Below are 20,881 nucleotides of genomic sequence, written 5' to 3' on the forward strand. Positions count from 1 at the left end.
ATTGTTCAACTTTTGGAACCCCCTTCTGCGCGACGGTTCAAAAGATTTCCGTCACGGACCCGCACCGGATCCGCGACGCGCCACCGCCCTGCCCCGTTGACGTGCCCCGATCTGATTCCTACGGTGTCCCATAGGAATTCTTCGGCACCGGGAGCGCGACATGAGCGGCACCAGCGGCATCGAGCAGGCGAGGAAGACGGCGGAAGCGCTTGCACACTCCGCCGGTTTCGGCAATGAGCACAGCTCCGAGGCGGTCCAGGGGGCACTGCCGCACGGCCGCAACTCGCCGCAGCGAGCACCACTCGGCCTGTACGCCGAGCAGCTGAGCGGCTCGGCGTTCACCGAACCGCGCGCCCACAACCGCCGTTCCTGGCTCTACCGGATCCGCCCCTCGGCCGCCCACCCGCCGTTCGTCCGGATCGACAACGGCGCGGTGCGCACCGCCCCCTTCACCGAGTCCGTCCCCGATCCGAACCGGCTGCGCTGGGACCCGCTCCCCGATCCCGCGCCCGGCACGGACTTCCTGGCAGGGCTGTGGACCCTCGGCGGCAACGGCGACGCCACCCAGCGCACCGGTATGGCCGTGCACCTCTACCACGCCAACACGGCCATGACCGACCGCGTGTTCAGCGACTCCGACGGCGAACTGCTGATCGTCCCCGAGCAGGGCGGCCTGCTGCTCCGTACCGAACTGGGCCTGCTGCGCGCCGAACCCGGTCACATCGCGCTGATCCCCCGGGGCGTCCGCTTCCGTGTGGAACTCCTCGACGACTCCGCCCGCGGCTATGTCTGCGAGAACTACGGGCAGCCGTTCACACTCCCCGACCTCGGCCCGATCGGCGCCAACGGCCTTGCCAACGCCCGGGACTTCCTCGCTCCCGTCGCCGCGTACGAAGACGCGGACCGCCCGGTCCAGGTGATCAACAAATTCTGCGGCAACCTCTGGTCCGCGACGTACGACCACTCGCCGCTCGACGTCGTCGCCTGGCACGGCAACTACACCCCGTACGTCTACGACCTGCACCGTTTCAATGTGATCGGCTCCATCAGCTACGACCACCCCGACCCGTCGATCTTCACGGTGCTGACCTCGCCGTCGGACACCCCCGGTCTCGCCGGTGTGGATTTCGTCGTCTTCGCGCCGCGCTGGCTGGTCGGCGAGGACACGTTCCGGCCGCCGTACTTCCACCGCAATGTGATGAGCGAGTACATGGGGCTGATCGAGGGAGCGTACGACGCGAAGACGGCCGGCAAGGGCGGCTTCGTGCCGGGCGGCGGCTCGCTCCACAACATGATGTCGGCGCACGGCCCGGACCGGGAGACCTTCGACCGGGCGAGCGCGGCGGAGCTGAAGCCGCAGAAGATCGACGACGGTCTTGCCTTCATGTTCGAGACCCGCTGGCCGGTCACGGCGACCGGACAGGCGGCGACCGCCGACCACCTGCAGCGCGGGTACGACGACGTGTGGCAGGGTCTCGAAGGCAACTTCCGGCCATAGGCGAAGCCGCCGCTTCCCGGCCCCCGCTCGTCGCGTCCGCAGTGTCGCAGTACGGAGAGTCCAGGTGACCCAGGTGCCTCAATTGCCCCAGATGCCCCAGGTGACGGCCTTCGCCCCCGACTCGCTGGTCCTGAACCGCAAACTGCCGCTGTGGTACCAGGTCTCACAGTCGCTGCGCGCGTCCATACTCGGCCGCGCCCAGGACGCCTCGCTGCGGCTGCCGACCGAGGAGCAGCTCGCCGCACACTACGGCGTCAGCGTCCTCACGATGCGGCAGGCGCTCAAGGAGCTGGAGACGGAGGGGCTGATCAGCAGGCACCGGCGGCGCGGCACCTTCATCGAGCCGCGGGCCCGCCGAGCCTCGCCGGTCCGGCTGCTCGGTTCGATCGATGCGATCGTCGCCCAGCAGTCGGGCGAGCGCACCACGGTCCTCGGCCATGGCCCGCTCGCCCTGCCCGGCGACCTCGCCGAGTACTTCCCGGGCTGTACGGACGTGGTCGGCTACCGGCGGCTGCGCTGCGACGACGACACCGGCGAGCCCACCAACTGGGCGGAGAACACGGTGCATCCCGAGGTCGCGGCCCGGCTCGATGCCGCCGATCTCGAACGCTGGCCGATGACGAAGGTGTTGCGCGACCGCGTCGGTGTCCGGATCGCGCGGATCACGGACGCGGTCGAGGCGCGGCTCGCCGACCCGGCCACCGCCGAGCTCCTCCAGGTCCCGCTGCTCAGCCCGATCCTCTTCTACACAGGGGTGACGTACGACGAGAGCGGCCGGGTGGTGGATGTGGCACGGATCCGGTACCGGGGGGACAGGTTCTCGTTCTCGGTGACGGTCGAAGCGCACTGACCGCACACGACGCGCCGTTACGATGCCTGGGGCGGCGGACGTGGCGACGGGGAGGACGACACGGTGGCAGCACGGGCGGGCACCGGAGCCGGCGGGGACGACGACACCCCGCTCCTCGACGACCTCATGCCATGGTCCGTACAGCCCCTGCGCACCGGGCGCCCCTGGGTGACGGCCCCGGACGCCGGTTCCCTCAAGGCCCGTTGGGGACGTCTGATCAGCGCCGAAGGAGCCGAGCGCGAACAGCTTTTCCGGCCCACCCGTTCCCGTGATCCGCAGACTCCGGTCGCGGCGCTGCCCGGCCAGACCACCTCCACCGCCCGGTTCGCGCGGGAGTCCGGTCCGTGCCCCGAGCCGGTGCGGATCCTGCACGGACCGTTCGACGAGCAGTGGCTGATCCCCGACCACCGGCTGATCGACGCAGCCCGCCCGGAGCTGTGGAGGGTCTCCGACGGACACCAGCTCTTCGCCGTCGAGCACGGGTACGTACCGCAGGACACCGGTCCCGCCCTGTCCGTGACGGCACTGCTGCCCGACGGCCACTCCCCGGCCGGCCGCCCCGGCCGGATCCGGCCGCTCTACCGAAGGCCCGGCGGACGGGAACCCAATCTGGCGCCCGGTCTGCTCGGGCTGCTGCGCGCCCGGCACGGGGACGCGGTCACCGCGGAGTCCGTGCTGGCGTGGATCGTCACGGCGGCCCGTCATTCCCCCGCCGGGTCCGTCGTACCGCTGCCCGCCGACAGCGGACGCTGGTGGGCCGGGGTGGAGCTGGGCCGGGAGCTGTTGCGGCTGCAGCTGCGCGGCGCGCGCGGCGGGGAGCGCCCGCGGCTGCCCGGCGGGCGGCGCCCCTATGTGCGGGCCGCGGTACCGGCCGCGCCGGGCACGCTGGAGTACGACCCCGGCGACGAGACGCTCCTGCTGGGCACGGGCCGCATCTCGCCCGTGCCGGCGGGAGCCTGGGATTTCCGGGTGGGCGGGGTCCGGATGCTGGAGCTGTGGTTCGAGCGACGGGCGGCGGCGGACGGGGCGGACGGCCTGGAGGCGATACGGCCCCGGGGCTGGCCCCAGGAGTGGACCTCGGAACTGCTGGAACTGATCACTCTGCTGGCACTGCTCGCCGAACTCCGGCCCCGGCAGGAGGAGCCGGCCGCCGGCCGGCAGCTCACCGCCGGTGACCTGCGGGCGGCCGGAGTCCTGCCGGTCGCGGCGACGGCCAGGCGGCCGGCTTCCGTGCTCGACCACCACGAGGAGGGACCGGATGGGCAGTTCGCGCTGCTGTGACGGCATCGGGGCGCGTGCGCGCTTACCGGTCGAACGAGTCCAGTACCCGGTGCAGCGCCCGGTCGAAGACGCCGTCCAGATCGATCGGCCCGGGGTCCTCGGCGAATCCCGCCGCCATCCGCGGATACTTCCCGGTCGCGATCTGGCTGATCAGATAGCCGGTGCGCGCGGCGTGCTCCTGCTCCTCGGACCAGGGCAACGACCGACTGCGCTCCGCCGTGGCGATCTCGTTGGCCACGTAGGTGGTCACCACACCGTTGACCATGGCGATGAGTTCCATCTTCTCGCCGAACCGTGCGTCGACCCCGTCCAGGCAGCTGAGCGCGTACTCCAGATACCGCAGCGCGTTCGGGCTGAAGCCGTACACGGGTGACATGAGCCGCGGCACCCAGGTGTGGCGGTGCATCATCTCGCGGGCCTGATGGGCCAGTGCGACGAGATCGGCGCGCCAGCCGCCGGACGGCTCCGGGTACTCGTACCCGCCGCTGACCGCGTCGAGCATCAGCTCGTACAGGTCCTCCTTGCGGGGCACGTAGTTGTAGAGCGACATCGTGCCGCAGCCGAGCTCCGCCGCGACCTTCCGCATGGACACCGCGTCGAAGCCGTCCGCGTCGGCGATGCGGACGGCGGCTGCCGCGATGTCGGCGCGGCTGAACGCGGGCCTGGGGCCGCGGCCCGCACGCTCGGGGCGTGCCCAGATCACTTCGGGTACAGCGGGTCGACCCACCATCGATCATCACCTCGTTCACCATCCTAGTTACGTACACCGTACGTAGTGCGATACGGTGGGCCGCATGACAACTACGTACGCTGTACTTAGTGAAGGTCTGGAGAAGCGCTACGGAGATGTCCATGCGCTGCGCGGACTCGATCTCGCTGTCGCCGAGGGCTCCGTCTGCGGAGTGTTGGGGCCGAACGGCGCGGGCAAGACCACCGCCGTCCGGGTGCTCACGACATTGACCGCCCCGGACAGCGGCAGCGCCAGGGTCGCCGGGCACGACGTGGTGCGCGAGGCGGCCTCGGTGCGCGCGGCGATCGGCGTCACCGGGCAGAACGCCTCGGTCGACGGCGAGCTCACCGGCCGACAGAACCTGCGGCTCTTCGCCAAGCTCCTGCGGTTCCGCGGTGAGGCCGCGCGCATCCGCGCCGACGAACTCCTGGAACGCTTCGAGCTGACCGAAGCCGCCGACCGCCCGGCCCGCACCTACTCGGGCGGCATGCACCGCCGCCTCGACCTCGCCGCCAGCCTGCTGACCCGGCCGAGGGTGCTCTTCCTGGACGAGCCGACCACCGGACTCGACCCACACAGCCGCAACCAGATCTGGGCGGCGGTACGCGAACTGGCGGGCCGGGGCACGACCGTCCTGCTCACCACGCAGTATCTGGAGGAGGCCGATCAGCTGGCCGACGACATCGTGCTGATCGACCGGGGCCGGACCGCCCACCGCGGGACCCCCGCCGAGTTGAAGGCCCTCATCGGTTCGTACGCCGAGGTGGTCGTCCCGCAGGCATCGGCGCTGATCCCGGCAGCGGCCGTCCTCGACCAGCTCACCGGCGCCGAACCGGTGCTCGACCACGAGCGCCGCACGGTGGGCGCCGTCGCGACCGACGCCACGCTCACCCTCCCCCGTATCGTCCGCGAGCTCGACGCGGCCGGCGTACCGCTGATCGATGCGAGCCTGCGCCCGCCGACGCTCGACGAGGTCTTCCTCCGCCTGACCGGCCGCGGTGACGGCCGCACCTCCCAGCCCGTGAAGGAGACAGCAGCATGAGCAGCACCGTACTGGCTCACGAGCAGCGCACCGTGCCCGCCACGAGCACCCCGGTCGCCGACAGCCTGGCCGTACTGGGCCGCCATCTGCAGCGGATCAAAGCAGCCCCGGGCGTAGTGATCCTGACCCAGACCATGCCGATCACGATGCTGCTGTTCTTCGGCTACGTGTTCGGCAGCGCCCTGGCCATGCCCGGCCAGGAGTACCGCGCGTTCCTGGTGCCGGGTCTGCTGGCGTCGACGGCGGCCAACGGCATCATGACCGGGATGTTCCAGTCCGCGCAGGACTGCCACCGCGGAGTGATGGACCGGTTCCGCACGCTGCCGATGAGCCGACCCGCCGTGCCGTTGGGCCAGACCGCCGCCGATCTGCTGACCACGGCCATCGGCATGGTCCCGCTGATCCTGGTCGGACTCGCGGTCGGCTGGCGGATCGAGGGCGGCCCGCTCGCCGCCCTGGGCGCGTTCGGGCTGCTGCTGCTCCTCCGGTTCGCCACGTCGTGGATGGGCTGCTGGCTGGGCCTGCTCATCCGGAACGAGGAGGCGGCAGGCCAGCTGGGCAGTGCCACCTTCATCCTGCCGCTGCTGTCCAGCGCGTACATCCCGACCGACAACCTGCCGGGCTGGCTGCGGACAGTCGCGGAGTGGAACCCGATCAGCGCCATGGCCGCCGCCACCCGCGACCTGTTCGGCAATGCGGCGCCGTCCGCGGACGCCGCCTGGCCGGCAGCCCACCCGGTGGCGGGCACGCTCGCCTGGTCGGCAGCGCTCCTCGTGGTGTTCGTACCGCTGGCCGTCCGGCGCCATGCGCGCGGCGGCGAGTGACACGGACTCACCGAGGGGCCACCGCACCGGCGCGACGGATGCACCCGGCACCACGCCCTTTCGTGCGCGTGCTCGTGCTGGTCGTGCAGGTCACACATGTACGCCTCCGGGGGTGAGGTGCTGTGTACGCGCCAAACGATCAGCGCCTTGGCCCCGGAACTTTCCGACGTCAACATCTCGGGATGACAAAGTTGTTACGTACACGATAGGTACGGTGCCCATGAGTCCTCACCCTCTCCCCCTGGACGGCATCACCGTCGTCGCCGTCGAACAGGCTGTCGCCGCCCCGTTCGCCACCAGGCAGCTCGCCGACCTCGGCGCCCGCGTCATCAAGATCGAGCGCCCGGACGGCGGTGACTTCGCCCGCGGTTACGACACCGCTGCCCGCGGCCTGGCCTCGCATTTCGTCTGGTGCAACCGCGGCAAGGAGTCCCTCGCGATCGACCTCAAGGACCCGCGCGGCCTCGCCGTGGTGCGCCGGCTGGTCGCCGGCGCCGATGTGTTCGTACAGAACCTCGCCCAGGGCGCGGCCGCCCGGCTGGGTCTGGACGCCGCGACGCTCTGCGCCGCGCACCCGCGGCTGGTCGCCGTCGACATCTCGGGGTACGGCGCCGACGGCCCGTACGCACACAAGCGGGCCTACGACATGCTCGTGCAGTGCGAGGCGGGACTGGTCTCCGTCACCGGCACGCCCGGGCAGCCGGTGAAGGCGGGTGTGCCCGCCGCCGACATCGCGGCGGCGATGTACGCCTTCTCGGGGGTGCTCGCGGCGCTGCTGCGGCGCGCGACCACCGGGCTCGGCGGGCCGGTGGAGATCTCGATGCTGGAGGCGCTGACCGAATGGATGGGGCATCCCCTGCACCTTCGGATGCATGGAGGCGAAACCCCGGCGCGCACGGGGCTCGCACATCCCGTCATCGCCCCCTACGACGCATTCGAGACGGCGGACGGGGAACACCTGCTGCTCTCCGTGCAGAACGACCGGGAGTGGCGCCGGCTCACGGAGCAGGTTCTGGGGCGGCCGGCACTGGCGGACGATCCGGACTTCGCGACGAACACCGCACGGACCGCTCACCGGGAGCGGACCGATGCGGTGGTGGCCGAGGCGCTCGCCACGCTGACCGCGAAGGAGGCGCTGGCCGGGCTGGACGCCGCAGGCATCGCCTGCGCCCGGCTGAACACCGTGGCGGATGTGGCGGCACACCCTCAGCTGGCGACGCGGGACCGGTGGCGGGAAGTGGAATCACCGGTCGGGGCGTTGCGGGCCATGCTGCCGCCGATCACGTTGCCGGGCGGGGCGGAGCCGCGGATGGGAGCCGTACCGGCGCTCGGTGAGCACACCGAAGCACTGCTGCGGGCCGCGGGGATGACGGACGAGCAGACAGCGGAGCTGCGCCGGGACGGTGTGATCGCCTGAGCGCGGCCCGAGCGGTGGGCCGGTTCGGTCAGGGGCGGGCGATCGGTCGGGGCCGGATCGATGGTGACAGGCCGTCGGGTCAGTGGCGGCTACCGAAGAGCGAGCGCCGCAGTCGCCGCAGCGGTGCGAAGAGCGAGACACGCGCGCTCCTGCTCCGGCGGCTGTGCGCGGCGTCGCGAGAGGTGAGCTCCAGCATCAGCAACGTCGCCTCCGCGGTCTCGCGCTGCGGGACGGCGGGGCCGCCGAGCACTGCGAGATGGCGGTCGAGGCGCGAACTGGTCGCACTGCTCCCACACGTGATGGCAGGCACACGCGGCCTGCTGCGCATCGCTATCTGTTCCATGTCACTCCCCACCCGTACGAGGGCACCCGGCCCGGGCAGGTTAACCCTATCCCCCCGCGATGACACGCGTGTATCCCGGGCGCCGGATTGAGCACACACATACGGATGTTGACGGCCGTACTCATAATTCGCTCGATTCCAGGGCGAGTTGGACAGAACGGGAGCGGTTCGCCCGCAGCGGCGGATTGCTGCGCAAGGAGGGCGGGAACGGTCCGTATGGAGAGGTTTCCGCCGTGCTGCCGCCACTCCTGCGGATGGGGGATCACCGTGAGCGAAGTGCCGGGCGAGGACCGACTGATCGCGGGCCGCTACCGACTGCTGGGCCCTTTGGGCCAGGGCGGGATGGGGACCGTATGGCGGGCGCGCGACGAGGTGCTGGGGCGCGAGGTCGCCGTCAAGGAGGTCCGCGCCCCGTCGGGGCTGCCCGCCTCCGACGTACAGCGGCTCTACGCGCGCCTGGAGCGGGAGGCATGGGCGGCCGCGAGGGTCTCCCACCGCAGCGTGGTCACCGTCTACGACGTGGCGACCGAGGACTCCCGCCCGTGGATCGTGATGGAGCTGATCCGCGGGCTCACGCTCTCCGACGTACTGGACGCCGAGGGCCCCATGCCCCCGCAGCGGGCGGCGCACATCGGCGCGGAGGTGCTCGCCGCACTGCGCAGCGCCCATGGGTCCGGGGTGCTGCACCGCGATGTGAAACCCGGCAATGTGCTGCTCGCCAACGACGGGCGGGTGGTGCTGACGGACTTCGGTATCGCCATGGTCGAGGGGACGTCCGCACTCACCATGACGGGTGAACTGATCGGATCGCCGGAGTTCCTGGCACCGGAGCGCGCACTGGGGCGCACGCCGGGGCCCGAATCGGATCTGTGGTCGCTGGGTGTGCTTCTGTACGCCGCGACCGAGGGCAATTCACCGTTCCGTCAGAACACCCCGTTGAACACGCTCCGGGCGGTGGTGGACGAGGAGCTGCCGCCGCTCCGGCGGGCCGGCCCGCTCGGCCCGGTCGTCGAGGCGCTGCTGCGCAAGGACCCGGCCGAGCGGCTCTCGGCCGCGGAGGCCGAGCATCGGCTGCGGATCGTCGCCGCCGGGGGTACGCCGCGGACCGCGGGGGCCGGTGCGGCGGATCCGTACGGTGCCACGGCGACGGCCCGCACGAACGCGCCGGCAACGCCGTTTCCCGCGGTCCCCTTCCCCTCCCCCGCTTCGTCTCCGACGTCCGCGTACGCCCCCGAGGAGCGGTCGCGTCGCGCGGTCGCCCTTCTCGCCGCAGGGCTGGCGATCCTGCTGCTGGCCGTCGGCGGGATCGTCTGGACACTGTCACACAAGAGCGACGACCGGAACACGGGCACCAGCACCGGCGCCCCCGGCCCGGGCCCGACCAGCAGCGCCCCGCGCTCGACGCCCGCCACCCGGGGAACGCCCGGCGCCGACGGATCACCGGGCGGAGGCGGCGCCGGAAGCACCGGCAACAACGGCCACAGCAGTACGAGCAAGCCGCCACCCCAGACCGTGACGGTGTATCTCACCCCCGTACGCGACAGCTACGAGGGCAGTTGCCCACCGCCGCACACCGGGGCACCGGCGGTCGAGGCGACGATCACAGTGGGGCGTACGCCGGTGCAGGTCGAGTACCGGTGGGCGCTGAAGGACGGTACGAGCTCGGATCCCGGCTGGCATTCGCTGTCCTTCGGCGCCGGCGACAGGCGGTCGAAGCAGGTGTCGCACACGGAGCTGACGCACCGACAGGACACCACGTACCACGGAACGATCACCCTGGAGGTGAGGAGTCCGGTCGCGGTCACGTCGAACGGAGTGGCGTTCTCGGTGACCTGCCGGGCGGAGCCCCCGACGGACGGGGCCTCCGCCCCGACGGAAGGGGCTTCCGCCCCGGCGGGCGACTGACCGGGGCAGCCCGTGCCCCTTCCGCCGCCCTGTCAGACCGCCGAGTTGAAGGCGGGCAGGTAGCCGCCCGACTGGCCGGCGGCGGTGGGGTGGTAGGACTCACCGATGTTGAGCCAGTTGACACTGTGCAGCCAGGCACTGCCGGAGCAGATCTCGTGCCCGGTGAACCTGGATGCGACATCGCTGAAGGTGAAGCCGTGGTCGGCCGCACGCTTGGCGGTTGCCGCGTTGAGGTAGTCGGAGGCGCTGTTGATGGCGGAGCGTTCGGTCTCGCTCAGGCCGGCGAGGCAGCTGCCGCCGATCTTGTAGAAGCGGGGGTATCCGAGGACGACGACGTGGGCGGACGGCGCCTTGGACCTGATCGCCGTGTACACCGAGTCGAGCTTGCCGGGCAGGGTGGAGTCGACATAGCTGCGGGCGGTCGCGATCCGGCTGAGGCAGGTGGATTCCGACTGGAGGACACAGGTGGTCATGACATCGGCGAAGCCCGCGTCATTGCCGCCGATGGAGATCGAGACGAGGTCGGTCGAGGCGGAGAGCGGGCCGAGCTGTCCGGCCGTCACATCGCCGGTAACTGCACCCGAACAGGCCGTGAAGGCGAACGACGCGGGCGAGTTGGCGGCGGCCCAGAGCGCGGGGTAGGCCTTGGTGCTGCGCTTGCAGTCGCCGCTGGCGCTGTCGTAGCTGCCGGAGCCGACCCCCGAGGAATACGAGTCGCCGACTGCGACGTAATCGACGGACGTCGCGGCGTTCGCGGTGGTCGCCCCGGTCAGGGCGAGTACGGCACCGAGCAGAAGCGAGGACGACAGCGCCACAAGTCTGGATATTTTCACGGAATCTCCCTTGGACCGGCCGGCAGGATCTCTGCCCTACTCAGTGGTAGCAGTACGGGCACCGCGTCGGAAGTGTTCATGCCAAGTCGATCCCGTGGAGTCTTCTTGACGGTCTCCTGAACGTGCGTCACATGAATTCCGGCATCCGACGCACCAGGGGGCGAAATCGAGCCTGCAGTCAACAGCGAGACAGGGACGGCAACTTCACCGCCGACCGGATCCTGACCAAGGGGTACGCCGTCGTGCGGCGGACGCGGCAGGTCCGACGCAGATTCACCGGCTCGGGAAGGTGAGCGATGCGCACCGTCCCAACGGCTGGCAGAAGGTGGCAAAACCTGGGTGCGCCGGGTGCCCCGGTACCGGATCATGGGCGCCATGTCTGCCAACCCCGAGTCCGCTCTGCCGATCCGGCTCACCGTCGACGACAGCGATTCCCCGGCCGATGTCGTCGACGCGCTGTTCCTCGGCCGCTTCGCGACGGGCGAGCAGCCGTACTCCCACAGTTCCTCCCTCGACCGGGTGAAGTCCGGGGCGACGCTGCTGCCGCCTGCCGCCAAGGTGCTGCGCGCCGCCCGCGACGAAGACCGCAGCGCGACCCTCGCCGAGGGAGAGGGCTGGACGCTGCTCATCTCGCGGTGGAACCGCGGCGCCGACGTCACCGTCACCGCGACCACCGCCGAACTGGCGCAGAAGATCCTCGCCCAGGCGACGGACGGCGCCCAGGACGAACCGGAACCACAGCCCGAGAACGTGACGATGGGCTTCTGGTACGTCTCGCCGCGCCGCGGCCCGCACCGCACCACCCGGCAGATCACCGCCGGTACCTGGGACGAGGTGCGCGGCAACTACACGGCGCCGGTGGCCGAGGCCATGGACCGCCTGATGAAGGTGACACCGGACGACATCGCGGGCCGGCTGCTCCTGCTGCACGGCCCGCCCGGCACCGGCAAGACGTCCGCGCTGCGCACGCTGGCCCGGTCCTGGCGGGACTGGTGCCAGGTCGACTGCGTACTCGACCCGGAGCGGCTCTTCAACGACGTCGGCTATCTGATGGACATCGCGATCGGCGAGGACGACGGCACCGCGAAGGGCAGGTGGCGGCTGCTGCTCCTGGAGGACTGCGACGAACTGATCCGCGGCGAGGCCAAGCACACGGCGGGCCAGGCGCTGTCCCGGCTGCTGAACCTCACCGACGGGCTGCTGGGCCAGGGCCGCAATGTGCTGGTGGGCGTGACGACCAATGAGGACCTGGAACGGCTCCACCCGGCGGTCGTCAGGCCCGGCCGCTGCCTGGCCCGCATCGAGGTGGGCTCACTGACGCGCCGGGAGGCGGCGGCCTGGCTGGGCACGGAGGAGGGGCTCGGCCGGGAGGGAGCGACGCTGGCCGAGCTGTACGCGCTGCGCCGCGGCACCGGTCCTGCCTCGGTGCCGAAGCAGGACGCGGGGGCGGACGCGGGACTGTACCTCTGAGGATTCGGCCCGGTAACCATGTCCGTCCTGAATCGCCGGACGGGGTTGGTCGTCAGACCGTTGAGGACACGAACGGCCACCGGACGGACGCAGTCACTCCTCGTACGCCGCCCGCACCGCGTCGTGCGCCAGCGACGCCGCCGCCGCGCGCGACAAACCGAGCCGCCTCACCTCGTCCGCGTACTCCCGCGCCGCCTCCGCGGCCTTCCGCTCCGCCGCATCCCCCGCGGCGGCGACGAACGTACCGTTCCGTCCGCGGGTCTCGATCACCCCGTCCGCCTCCAGGGCCCGGTACGCCTTGGCCACCGTGTTCGCGGCGAGGCCGAGCTCCTCGGCGAAGCCGCGTACGGTCGGGAGTCTGTAGCCGACGGGCAGCGCCCCGGACCGCGCCAGTTCGGAGATCTGCGTGCGCAGTTGCTCGTACGGGGCGGTGCCGGAGTCGGGATCGAGAGCGATCTTCAAAGTCACGGCCCGATTCTCCCCCACCGCCGGAAATTCGGAGGCGGCCGGGCCGGCCCTCCCCTTAACGTCCGCCGTATGACTCTGATCGTTCGCGACTTCATGCCCACCGACGCCGAGGCGTGGGTACGGGTGCGGCGCGCCGCACTTCCGTACATGGTGACGACTCCTGAGCAGGTTGCCTTCGAACAGGCCAACGCCCATCCCGACAAGCGGTACAGGCTGCTGGTCGCCGAGGAGGACGGAGAGATCATCGGCACCGCTCAGGTCGGCATCGCCCATGACAGCCCGGAGCCCGGCCAGGGCTTCTGCAATCCGTACACGCACCCCCACCGGGTGGGTCGCGGGGCAGGCTCGCTCCTGGTGCGCACCGCCGAGGAGTATCTGGCCGGTGCAGGGGCTGTCGCCGTCTACACCTGGGTGCTCGACGAGCCGGCGAACCGGGTCTTCGCCGAGAAGCGCGGGTACACGCCGAGCCGCCCGGCGCACTTCCTCCATCTCGACCTCGCACATGGCATGCTGCCACCCCGTCAGAATCCTCCGTCCAGTGTGGAGCTGCGGTCCGCCGCGGACTTCGCGGACAACCCGCGGCCCCTGTTCGAGGCGGACGCGGAGACCACGGCGGACGAACCGAGCGACACCCCGGCCGAACTCTCGGACTACGAGGACTGGCTGCGGAACACCTGGAACAACCCCGGTCTGGACCGGGAGCTCACCTCGGTCGCTGTGGTGGACGGCGAGGTGGCGGCCTTCAGCGCGGCGAACACCGACGGCCTGACCCGCTACTCGTCGGCGATGACCGGCACCCGCAGGGCGTATCGCAACCGGGGTCTGGCGAAGCTCGTCAAGACCGACTCGCTGCACCGCGCACGCGCGGCCGGCTACACGGACGCGTACACCGGCAATGACGCGGACAACGGTCCGATGCTGGCGATCAACAAGTGGTTCGGCTACCGGATCTGCGCCACGGAGGTGCGGCATGTCCACAACATCGGTTGAGGTCGCCCTCGTCAAGGCAGGGCGGACGAAGATCCGTTACCCGGCGGAGCTCCTGAGCGACGACGGCACCCGGGTGACGGTGACCGCGCCATGGGCCGCGCCGGGCGTGCGCGACTTCGGCTTCGTACGGTTCGAGCCGGGCGATGTCTTCACCGAGCACTACTGGCGCGACCGGTGGTTCGCGGTGAAGGAGGTCCGCACCGGCGAGGGGACGCTGAAGGGCTGGTACTGCGACGTCACCCGGCCCGCGGTGCTGCACGACGGGGAGCTGGTGGTCGAGGACCTGGATCTCGATCTGTGGGTGTCCGCGGACGGTTCCTCCGTACTGCGGCTGGACGAGGACGAGTTCGAGGAGAACGGACTGGCCGCACACGATCCCGTCGCGGCGGATGCCGCCCGCCGGGCGCTGGACGAGCTGGAGGGCCTCGCTCTCGCGGGTGGGCTCGCGGGGCTGCTGGCACCGTCGCGCCCGTCCGTCGCCGGACGCCAAGAGGCCGCGCACATGGGTGGGGTGGCGTCGCATGCCGATGGGCGCGGCCTCTAACGCACCACGAGTTCCACCTCGTACCCCGCCGCGTCCTCCAAGTAGGCGGCGCAGTGCCCGTCGCCGCCCGCGAACGGATGGCGGTCCGCGAACAGCAGCCGCCAGCCGTGCTCCGGGGCCCGCGCCACCAGCGCGTCCAGCGTGGCCCGGTCCCGGACGTGGAACGCCAGGTGGTTGAGGCCGGGGAGGAGCCGGTCGTGCGGTCCCGGGGCCAGGGCGGGTGACTGCTCGATCACCAGATAGGTGTCACCGCGGCGCCAGCTGCGGCCGTGCTCCCATCTCTGGTACGGGACATGGCCCAGCTCACCGAGGAGCCAGCCCCACCCCGCCTCGGCCACCGCCAGGTCGGGCACCCACAGCTCGATGTGGTGCACCCCGCCGGTGCCGGAGCCGCCGGACTGCAGCGGGACCGCGCGGCGGGTGCCGTGCGGCTGGTACGCCACGGTGTCGCCGTCCTCGTGCCAGTGGATCAGGAAGTGCTCCCCCGCCCGGTAGCCGTCCAGCCCCGCACGGCAGTACGCGACCATGTCGTCGGGCAGGGCGTCCAGCGGGAACCAGGCGAGCTCCGAGCACTTCTCCGGTTCGCGGTTGAACGGCGGACGGGCGGGATCGTATTCCGCCTCGAAGAACCAGCCGGTCCGGGGACTGCCGCCGGGACCACGGTGCTGCATGACCAGGGCGACCCGCAGCTCGTCCGGGTCCAGTGCGAGACCGATCTCCTCGGCGGCCTCGCGGATCATCGCCTCGCGGACGTCCTCGCCGTCCTCCACATGTCCGGAAGGACCGTTGAACAGCCCGTCCGCGTATCCCGTGCCGGCGCGGCGGGCGAGCAGGACGTCGGGGCCGCGGCGCAGGATCAGATGCACATCGACGATCTCGGTGTGCCGGTGCGGCGGCTCGGCGCGCACCACCAGCGCGTACCGGTCGTCGTCGACCTGTTTGCCCCACAGGTTCGGGTCGCCGGAGAGCCGCTCGTGGTGGATGCGCTCGGTGAACGGGGTGAGCAGCGCCGTCAATCGCTCGGCGGAGAAGCCCACACCGCCCCACACCCCCTCGATCAGCAGCAGCCGTCCACCGGGCCGCAGCAGACCGAACCAGTGGCGCAGAGCGGCCTCGGGATCGGGTAGCAGCCACACCACATGACGGGCCATGATCACGTCGAACTGCTGCTTCCCGACCGGTGGTCGGGCCGCGTCCCCGACGAGCACCTCGGTGCCCGTCCCGGCGAGCTTGGCCCGTGCCTGCTCGACCATGCGCGGCGACCGGTCGACCGCGGTGACCCGGTGGCCCTGCCCGGCGACGACCAGCGCCAGACTTCCGGTGCCGCACCCCAGGTCGAGCACCTCGGAGCGGCCCCCGGGCAGCCAGTTCTCCAGGCGCTGCGCCCATGCGTGCCGGACCACCGGATCGAGCAGCCCGTGGTCGGGCTCCTCGTCGAAGGAGTCGGCGGCGGAGTCCCAGTCGATCGTCGTCATGCGTCGATCGTCCCAGCCACCACTGACACAGTCGATCAGCCGGTCGGCCGGCCAGCGGGTCAGCGGGTCAGCGGGTCAGCCGCTTGCGGTAGTGGAACCTGTCGTAGACGCCGTCCACGCGCCGCTCCACCAGTTCGTACCCGTAGCGCGGGTAGATCTTCTGGTTCTCCCACATCAGCGCGTTGGTGTAGAGGCGGATCTCGGGAAGGCCGAGGCCGCGGGCATGCGCGTCCACGAACGCGAGCAGCCGCCGGCCGACTCCCCGGCCGGCCGCGTCCGGGTGGACGGCGACGGACTCCAGGAAGAGGTGGTCCTCGTGCGGGACGAGAACCAGGACGCCGGTGATGTCCGGGTCTCCCGTCACGTACACCCGGCCGACCGTCACATCTGCCGCATGGTCCGCACGCATGGGTGCGGGGACGACGCCGATGCGCGCGATGTAGTGCTGGTACGCGGCATCGGTGACGGCCCGTACGGCGGGCACGTCGGCCGGGGCGGCAGGGCGGATCTCGTCGGACGTGTGGGCGGTCATGGAAGCACGGTACGAGGGCCCCGCCCATGCCATACGGGTGGGGCCCCTCGTGCACGCACGGAGAGGGTCGCGTCGCCGCCCTGGACCGTGACCGACGATGTCGGTCCTGGGCGCTCCGGTGGCGGCGAGCACCCGGTCGACGAAGTCAGGACGGGCGTGTTACGTCGCCTCCCGAGGTCCGGTCATCCGCCGGCCAGAGCGGCGGGACGTACGACCTCGGACCCGAAACGCCGCCTGGCCCGGTCCGCGGCGGCTTCGGCAGCACGGGCACGGTCATCGCCGGGGTCCAGGGAGAGTTGGCGGTGAGCCCCGTCGGCCGGCCGCAGGTCGTCGGCGCGGATCACGAAGGCACGAACTCTTGCGCGTTGCAGCCCGAGAGCGGTCAGCAGGCCCAGAGCAGCCGTGACGAGGGCGGGCGAGTGGTCGGTGGGTGCCGCCAGCGTGCACGTACGCGTCGTGGAGCTGCGGTCGGCGTACCGCACCGTGAGCGTGAGGCGGCCGGTGACCTGGCTTTCACCGCGCAGGCGTTGGCCGATCCGGTCGGCGAGTCCCAGGACGGCACGGTGATGCCGCACCGGGTCGAGACAGTCCTGGTCGAGCACGAGATCGGCCATCAGATGTGCCGCCGGTTCCAGCGGGACGACCGGGCGGGGGTCGTGGCCGCGGGCCCGTTCGGTCAGCAGCCGTGCCTGGCCGGCGCCGAGGAGACGCTGCAGGGTCGCCGGAGGTATGTCGACGACCTGGCCGATGGTGTGCAGGCCATATCTGCTGAGCGTTGACGCCGTGGTGCGGCCGATACCGGGCAGTGCGGTGACCGGGCGGGGGTACAGCCATTCGGCGGCCCGCTCGGCGGGGACCCAGGTGGTGTCTCCCGGCGCGGACGCGTCGGCCGCCATGGCCGCCAGCATGCGGTTGCCCGCGAGCCCGGCGCTGCTGTCGATGCCGTAGAGGGCCTTCAGCCTGATCTTCGCCAGCTGGACTACGTCGTAGGGGGACAGGTCGAAGTACCGGAGCGCCGAAGTCAGGTCCATGTGAACGGCGTTGGGCGGGACGGCCTGGACGTGGGGCGTGACGCCATACATCAGTTCGATTGCATCGGTGTACTGATCCTCGGTCAGTGCGGCATGCAGGTAGAGGTGGGCGATATGCCGCTGGCGCGTGGTCATCCTGCACTCCCCGGACTGGTGTAACCGAACTTCTTCAGGTCAGCCGAACGGCTGCCGGCGGGCTGCAGGTCGGCATACGGGTGCAGGCGGGCACCGGTGGTGCCGTTGGCCAGGGTGCGCTGCGGCTGAGCGGGGGTCGGGTGCGGGCGATCGGCTCCAAGGAGGGCGAGAGCGGCCTCGGGGCCATTGTCACGACGGGCCACGGCGATCCGGTCCAGGTCCCAGGCCATGGTGCCGACGACGGTGCGGCGGGTGCCGCGCACCTGGACCGTGCCGCGGACCAGCAGCAGCCCGCTGTGGAAGACGGTGTACGCGCAGGCGGGATGGGAGTCTTCGAAGAAGGCCAGGTCGACCAGGCCGGAGCCGTCCTCCAGGGTGACGAAGATGACGCGCTTGCCGCTGGCGATCGGCGGGGTCTGCGTCGAAGCCCGTACCCCGGCGACGAGAACCTGCCCGCCTGGACGGGCTCCGGCCAGATGCGCCGCGTCGGTGGCACCGATCTCCCGCAGCAGCCGGTGATGGTGCTCCATCAGATGCCTGGAGACGTCGATGCCGAGCGTGTTCAGCTCCGCGCTGAGGGCTTCGCGTCCGGTCATCTCCGGCAGACCGCTCGGCTCCGCTCCGCCGACCGCCTCCACGTCGATGGGCAACTGGCCCTTGCTCGCGGACCGGGCGCGGGACTGCCGGTGGAGTTCGGCGATCTGCAGCAGCAGATCCCGCCGCGTGAGGCGCCCGTCGTGCAGGGAGTCCAGGGCGCCGATCTCCGCGAGGCGTTCGGCGACCGGCCTGCTGGGCCGGGCCCGCTGCCAGAAGTCCGACAGCGATCCGTACGGCTGGGCCTCCTCGATCCGCGCGCACTCCTCCTCGCTGATACCGCGCACCGCGGACAGCGCGAGCCGCACGCCCCACTGCTCCCCGTCGGCCCGCTCCACGGTGTGCTTCGTCCTGGAGTGGTTGACGTCGACGGGCAGGACCGGGACGCCGCGTCGGCGGGCGTCGGCGACGATGACGCGCTTGGGCCACATACCGGGGTCGTGTTCGAGGAGGCCGGCCAGCAGGAACGCCGGATAGTGCGCCTTGAGCCAGGCGCTCTGCAGGGCGGGTACGGCGAAGGCGACCGCGTGCGCCCGGCAGAAGCCGTAGGCACCGAAGGCCTCGACGGTCTTCCACACCTCGTCCCGGACCGCAGGGCTGTAACCGCGGGCGGCCGCCCGGCGGTGGAACCAGTCCTTGATTCTGGGCAGTCGCGTCTTGTCACCGAGAGCCCGCCGGGCGACCTCGGCCAGAGCGCGATCGCAGCCGGTCAGCACCGACAGCGTCTCAATGATCTGCTCGTGCCAGATGGTCACGCCGTAGGTGTCGGCGAGCACGGGTTCGAGGTCCGGGTGGGCGTAGGCCGGTGCACCGCCATGACGTGCGGCGATGTACCGCTCGGGCATCCCCCCGGCAACCGGTCCGGGGCGGAAGAGACTGATGTCGGCGATGACGTCCTGCGGGTCACGGGGCTGCAAGCGCGAGAGCAGATCCTGCTGGCCGGGCGATTCGAGCTGGAACAGCCCTATGGTCTGGCTCTCCTGAATGAGTTTGAACGCGAAGACGTCGTCGAGCGGCACCTGCCGTGGATCGTCCAGATCGATACGCTTGCCGGTCGCCCGTTCGATATCGGCGACGGCGTGGGCCATCGCGGACTGCATCCGCACGCCCAGAACGTCCAGTTTGATGTTGCCCAGCGCCTCGATCTCCTCCTTGGCCGCCATCGCCATCGGATAGTTGCCCTGGGGGGTGGGCTGCACGGGCAGCCGGTCCAGGAGCGTCGCGTCGCTGATGATCACCCCGCAGGGGTGCATGGCCATGCCGTGAACCAGGGAGTCGAGACCCTCGGCGAGCTCCCACAACGGCCCGTACCGCTTCGCTTCGGCCGCCAGTTGACGCAGTTCGGGCAGTTCGGCGAGTGCGCTGGTGATGTCCGACGCCCGCAGGTGCGGGAAGCTCTTGGCGATCCGGTCGACGTCCGCCGGTGCGATCCCCAGCGCGAGGCCGGTGTCCCTCAGCGCCCGGCGGGCCCGGTAGGTCTCGGGCATCGCAGTGACCGCCACCCGCTCGGTGCCGAACCGGGCGAAGATCGCGTCGTAGCATTCCAGCCTTCTGGCGGACTCCACGTCGATGTCGATGTCGGGCAGCGACGCCCGTCGCACGCTCAGGAAGCGTTCGAACAGCAGGTGGTGATCGAGCGGATTGGCCGCGGCGATGCCCAGCGCGTGGCAGACCATCGAACCGGCGCCCGAGCCTCGGGCAGCGACCCGGATGCCCAGTTCCCGGATGTCGGCCACGACCTGACCGACGGCGAGGAAGTACGAGTCGTAGTTCAGCTCGGAGATCACGCCGAGCTCTTCGTCCAGCCGGTCGAGCGCCGCCCGGTCATGGTCCAGGCCGCGCCGGACCATGCCGGCCTCGCACTGGCGACGCAGAAACTGTGCCGCGCCGCCCGTTCCCGGCTCGACTCCGAGCACTGCCGGTTCCGGGAAGTGCGGTGTGCCCAGCCCCAGGTCTGCCTTGGGATCGACGGAGCACTCGGCCGCCGTGGCAGCGGTGTCCGCCAGCAAACGGTCTGCCCGCCGGGCGTCCGCTCCGGCACACTCGGCGATCAACTGCGCGATGCGTGCCATCGCTCCTTCGTCCTTGAGCCAGCGCTGCCCGCTGTCCAGGCGGCGCCGGTCGATGGGGCGCAGCAGCCGCGCGGCATCAAGGACGTCGGCGAGCCGGTGCTGTTCCGGGTCGGCATAGCGGACGGCATTGGAGAGCACGACGGTGGTGTCGGTACGGTCCCCCAGCGCCAGGGTGCGGGCGGCCAGCCGGAGCGATCCCGGGCCCGTACCGGCTCGCCTGTGCAGGACAGCCTCCAGCCGTACGCCACTGCCGAAGATCTCCCGCCACGGCACCAGCAGCTTCGCCGCGACGTCCTCCCGGCCTGCCGTCAGTGCCCGTACCGGCTCCGAGAGCGGTCCGAGCAGCACGATCAGGCCGGGACCGCCGTACTCGCGCAGCGCCTCCCACGGCACCACCACCGGGGCCGCGCCGCCTGCCGTGCCCGCGTGCGCTGCCGACGTGATGCGGCACAGCCGTGCCCATCCCGTCCGGTTCTGCGCGAGCAGCACCACGCGCAGGGGCGGCTCGACGACGTGGGCGCCACCGCGCGCCGGGGTGCGGCGGCGCTGCACCGGAGGAGGGGGTGCGATGGCCTCCACAGCCAGATCGATGCCGAAGATCGGCCGGATCCCGGCTCCGGCGCAGGCCTTCGCGAACCGTACGGCACCGGTGACCGTGTCCCGGTCGGTGAGCGCGAGCGCCGTCGTGCCGCGCTCAGCCGCTCGCCGGACGAGGTGTTCGGGATGGGCGGCACCGTAGCGGGCGGAGTATCCGGACGCGACGTGCAGATGGGCGTAACCCGCCATGCCGCACCTCCATCACTTCACCCCATTTGAGCCTTTCACCCGATACATTCATCGTACGCTC

General features: G+C 71.2%; 18 protein-coding genes. 10 read left to right on the plus strand and 8 right to left on the minus strand.

The window, feature by feature from the left end; translation table 11 throughout:
* Positions 1 to 160 precede the first annotated feature (160 nt).
* The 3 genes from hmgA to AB0N06_RS02000 all read left to right on the plus strand — a co-directional run bounded on the left by hmgA (position 161) and on the right by AB0N06_RS02000 (position 3,629).
* Complete coding sequence (hmgA, locus tag AB0N06_RS01990) at positions 161 to 1,498, plus strand: homogentisate 1,2-dioxygenase (RefSeq protein WP_366132834.1); 1,338 nt, start codon at positions 161 to 163, stop codon at positions 1,496 to 1,498.
* Positions 1,499 to 1,589: 91 nt separating this feature from the next.
* Positions 1,590 to 2,348, plus strand: a complete 759-nt coding sequence (locus AB0N06_RS01995) for a GntR family transcriptional regulator (protein ID WP_366132911.1) — start codon at positions 1,590 to 1,592, stop codon at positions 2,346 to 2,348.
* A 63-nt stretch (positions 2,349 to 2,411) separates the two neighbouring features.
* Complete coding sequence (locus AB0N06_RS02000) at positions 2,412 to 3,629, plus strand: type ISP restriction/modification enzyme (protein WP_366132835.1); 1,218 nt, start codon at positions 2,412 to 2,414, stop codon at positions 3,627 to 3,629.
* A 22-nt stretch (positions 3,630 to 3,651) separates the two neighbouring features.
* Here the strand turns inward: AB0N06_RS02000 and AB0N06_RS02005 are convergent, their stop codons facing one another.
* The gene (locus AB0N06_RS02005) at positions 3,652 to 4,359 is read right to left on the minus strand and encodes a TetR/AcrR family transcriptional regulator (RefSeq protein ID WP_366132836.1); all 708 of its coding nucleotides are present in this window, start codon (positions 4,357 to 4,359) and stop codon (positions 3,652 to 3,654) included.
* A gap of 64 nt (positions 4,360 to 4,423) precedes the next feature.
* Here AB0N06_RS02005 and AB0N06_RS02010 point away from each other — a divergent pair, with 64 nt between their 5' ends.
* From AB0N06_RS02010 to AB0N06_RS02020, 3 genes are all read left to right on the plus strand, one after another.
* Entirely contained in the window at positions 4,424 to 5,401 is a 978-nt protein-coding gene (locus AB0N06_RS02010) for an ATP-binding cassette domain-containing protein (protein WP_366132837.1), read from the plus strand.
* A complete protein-coding gene (locus tag AB0N06_RS02015) occupies positions 5,398 to 6,225 on the plus strand; it encodes an ABC transporter permease (RefSeq protein WP_366132838.1) in 828 nt (275 codons plus the stop codon). Before AB0N06_RS02010 ends, AB0N06_RS02015 begins: the two co-directional genes overlap by 4 nt.
* Before the next feature lie 220 nt (positions 6,226 to 6,445).
* Complete coding sequence (locus AB0N06_RS02020; RefSeq protein WP_366132840.1) at positions 6,446 to 7,642, plus strand: CaiB/BaiF CoA-transferase family protein; 1,197 nt, start codon at positions 6,446 to 6,448, stop codon at positions 7,640 to 7,642.
* Positions 7,643 to 7,721: 79 nt separating this feature from the next.
* Here the strand turns inward: AB0N06_RS02020 and AB0N06_RS02025 are convergent, their stop codons facing one another.
* Positions 7,722 to 7,985 carry a hypothetical protein gene (locus tag AB0N06_RS02025; protein WP_078840391.1) on the minus strand — a complete coding sequence of 88 codons (264 nt, stop codon included), beginning with the start codon at positions 7,983 to 7,985 and terminating at the stop codon, positions 7,722 to 7,724.
* Positions 7,986 to 8,252: 267 nt separating this feature from the next.
* Between AB0N06_RS02025 and AB0N06_RS02030 the strand changes: the two genes are divergently transcribed.
* Positions 8,253 to 9,890, plus strand: a complete 1,638-nt coding sequence (locus AB0N06_RS02030) for a protein kinase (RefSeq protein WP_366132841.1) — start codon at positions 8,253 to 8,255, stop codon at positions 9,888 to 9,890.
* A gap of 32 nt (positions 9,891 to 9,922) precedes the next feature.
* Here the strand turns inward: AB0N06_RS02030 and AB0N06_RS02035 are convergent, their stop codons facing one another.
* Positions 9,923 to 10,705, minus strand: a complete 783-nt coding sequence (locus tag AB0N06_RS02035) for an SGNH/GDSL hydrolase family protein (protein ID WP_366132912.1) — start codon at positions 10,703 to 10,705, stop codon at positions 9,923 to 9,925.
* Between the two features lie 384 nt (positions 10,706 to 11,089).
* On the opposite strand from AB0N06_RS02035, the gene AB0N06_RS02040 reads away from it, so the two are divergent.
* Positions 11,090 to 12,193, plus strand: coding sequence for a DUF5925 domain-containing protein (locus tag AB0N06_RS02040; RefSeq protein ID WP_366132842.1), 1,104 nt, complete (start codon positions 11,090 to 11,092; stop codon positions 12,191 to 12,193).
* Between the two features lie 93 nt (positions 12,194 to 12,286).
* Here the strand turns inward: AB0N06_RS02040 and AB0N06_RS02045 are convergent, their stop codons facing one another.
* Positions 12,287 to 12,661, minus strand: coding sequence for a GntR family transcriptional regulator (locus AB0N06_RS02045; protein ID WP_366132844.1), 375 nt, complete (start codon positions 12,659 to 12,661; stop codon positions 12,287 to 12,289).
* A gap of 69 nt (positions 12,662 to 12,730) precedes the next feature.
* Here AB0N06_RS02045 and AB0N06_RS02050 point away from each other — a divergent pair, with 69 nt between their 5' ends.
* Both AB0N06_RS02050 and AB0N06_RS02055 read left to right on the plus strand, forming a co-directional pair.
* Positions 12,731 to 13,651, plus strand: a complete 921-nt coding sequence (locus AB0N06_RS02050; RefSeq protein WP_366132845.1) for a GNAT family N-acetyltransferase — start codon at positions 12,731 to 12,733, stop codon at positions 13,649 to 13,651.
* Positions 13,632 to 14,195 (plus strand): DUF402 domain-containing protein, encoded by a 564-nt coding sequence (locus AB0N06_RS02055; RefSeq protein WP_366132846.1) that lies wholly within the window; start codon positions 13,632 to 13,634, stop codon positions 14,193 to 14,195. Before AB0N06_RS02050 ends, AB0N06_RS02055 begins: the two co-directional genes overlap by 20 nt.
* Here the strand turns inward: AB0N06_RS02055 and AB0N06_RS02060 are convergent.
* The 4 genes from AB0N06_RS02060 to dnaE all read right to left on the minus strand — a co-directional run bounded on the left by AB0N06_RS02060 (position 14,192) and on the right by dnaE (position 20,820).
* Entirely contained in the window at positions 14,192 to 15,670 is a 1,479-nt protein-coding gene (locus tag AB0N06_RS02060) for a trifunctional class I SAM-dependent methyltransferase/NUDIX hydrolase/VOC family protein (RefSeq protein WP_366132847.1), read from the minus strand. The genes AB0N06_RS02055 and AB0N06_RS02060 overlap by 4 nt on opposite strands.
* 67 nt (positions 15,671 to 15,737) lie before the next feature.
* Positions 15,738 to 16,202 carry a GNAT family N-acetyltransferase gene (locus tag AB0N06_RS02065; RefSeq protein ID WP_366132848.1) on the minus strand — a complete coding sequence of 155 codons (465 nt, stop codon included), beginning with the start codon at positions 16,200 to 16,202 and terminating at the stop codon, positions 15,738 to 15,740.
* 182 nt (positions 16,203 to 16,384) lie between these two features.
* Entirely contained in the window at positions 16,385 to 17,368 is a 984-nt protein-coding gene (locus AB0N06_RS02070) for an ImpB/MucB/SamB family protein (RefSeq protein ID WP_366132849.1), read from the minus strand.
* The gene (gene dnaE / locus AB0N06_RS02075) at positions 17,365 to 20,820 is read right to left on the minus strand and encodes a DNA polymerase III subunit alpha (RefSeq protein WP_366132850.1); all 3,456 of its coding nucleotides are present in this window, start codon (positions 20,818 to 20,820) and stop codon (positions 17,365 to 17,367) included. Before dnaE ends, AB0N06_RS02070 begins: the two co-directional genes overlap by 4 nt.
* Between the last annotated feature and the right edge of the window lie 61 nt (positions 20,821 to 20,881).

The organism is Streptomyces sp. NPDC051020, assembly GCF_040683105.1.
Classification (GTDB): domain Bacteria; phylum Actinomycetota; class Actinomycetes; order Streptomycetales; family Streptomycetaceae; genus Streptomyces.

Bases quoted from the DNA above. Each gene is read 5' to 3' on its own strand.
- AB0N06_RS02040 (WP_366132842.1), top strand. From the start codon at position 11,090: ATGGGCGCCATGTCTGCCAACCCCGAGTCCGCTCTGCCGATCCGGCTC.
- hmgA (WP_366132834.1), top strand. From the start codon at position 161: ATGAGCGGCACCAGCGGCATCGAGCAGGCGAGGAAGACGGCGGAAGCG.
- AB0N06_RS02010 (WP_366132837.1), top strand. From the start codon at position 4,424: ATGACAACTACGTACGCTGTACTTAGTGAAGGTCTGGAGAAGCGCTAC.
- AB0N06_RS01995 (WP_366132911.1), top strand. From the start codon at position 1,590: ATGCCCCAGGTGACGGCCTTCGCCCCCGACTCGCTGGTCCTGAACCGC.
- AB0N06_RS02065 (WP_366132848.1), bottom strand. From the start codon at position 16,202: ATGACCGCCCACACGTCCGACGAGATCCGCCCTGCCGCCCCGGCCGAC.
- AB0N06_RS02020 (WP_366132840.1), top strand. From the start codon at position 6,446: ATGAGTCCTCACCCTCTCCCCCTGGACGGCATCACCGTCGTCGCCGTC.
- AB0N06_RS02060 (WP_366132847.1), bottom strand. From the start codon at position 15,670: ATGACGACGATCGACTGGGACTCCGCCGCCGACTCCTTCGACGAGGAG.
- AB0N06_RS02050 (WP_366132845.1), top strand. From the start codon at position 12,731: ATGACTCTGATCGTTCGCGACTTCATGCCCACCGACGCCGAGGCGTGG.
- AB0N06_RS02015 (WP_366132838.1), top strand. From the start codon at position 5,398: ATGAGCAGCACCGTACTGGCTCACGAGCAGCGCACCGTGCCCGCCACG.
- dnaE (WP_366132850.1), bottom strand. From the start codon at position 20,820: ATGGCGGGTTACGCCCATCTGCACGTCGCGTCCGGATACTCCGCCCGC.
- AB0N06_RS02025 (WP_078840391.1), bottom strand. From the start codon at position 7,985: ATGGAACAGATAGCGATGCGCAGCAGGCCGCGTGTGCCTGCCATCACG.
- AB0N06_RS02005 (WP_366132836.1), bottom strand. From the start codon at position 4,359: ATGGTGGGTCGACCCGCTGTACCCGAAGTGATCTGGGCACGCCCCGAG.
- AB0N06_RS02055 (WP_366132846.1), top strand. From the start codon at position 13,632: ATGTCCACAACATCGGTTGAGGTCGCCCTCGTCAAGGCAGGGCGGACG.
- AB0N06_RS02070 (WP_366132849.1), bottom strand. From the start codon at position 17,368: ATGACCACGCGCCAGCGGCATATCGCCCACCTCTACCTGCATGCCGCA.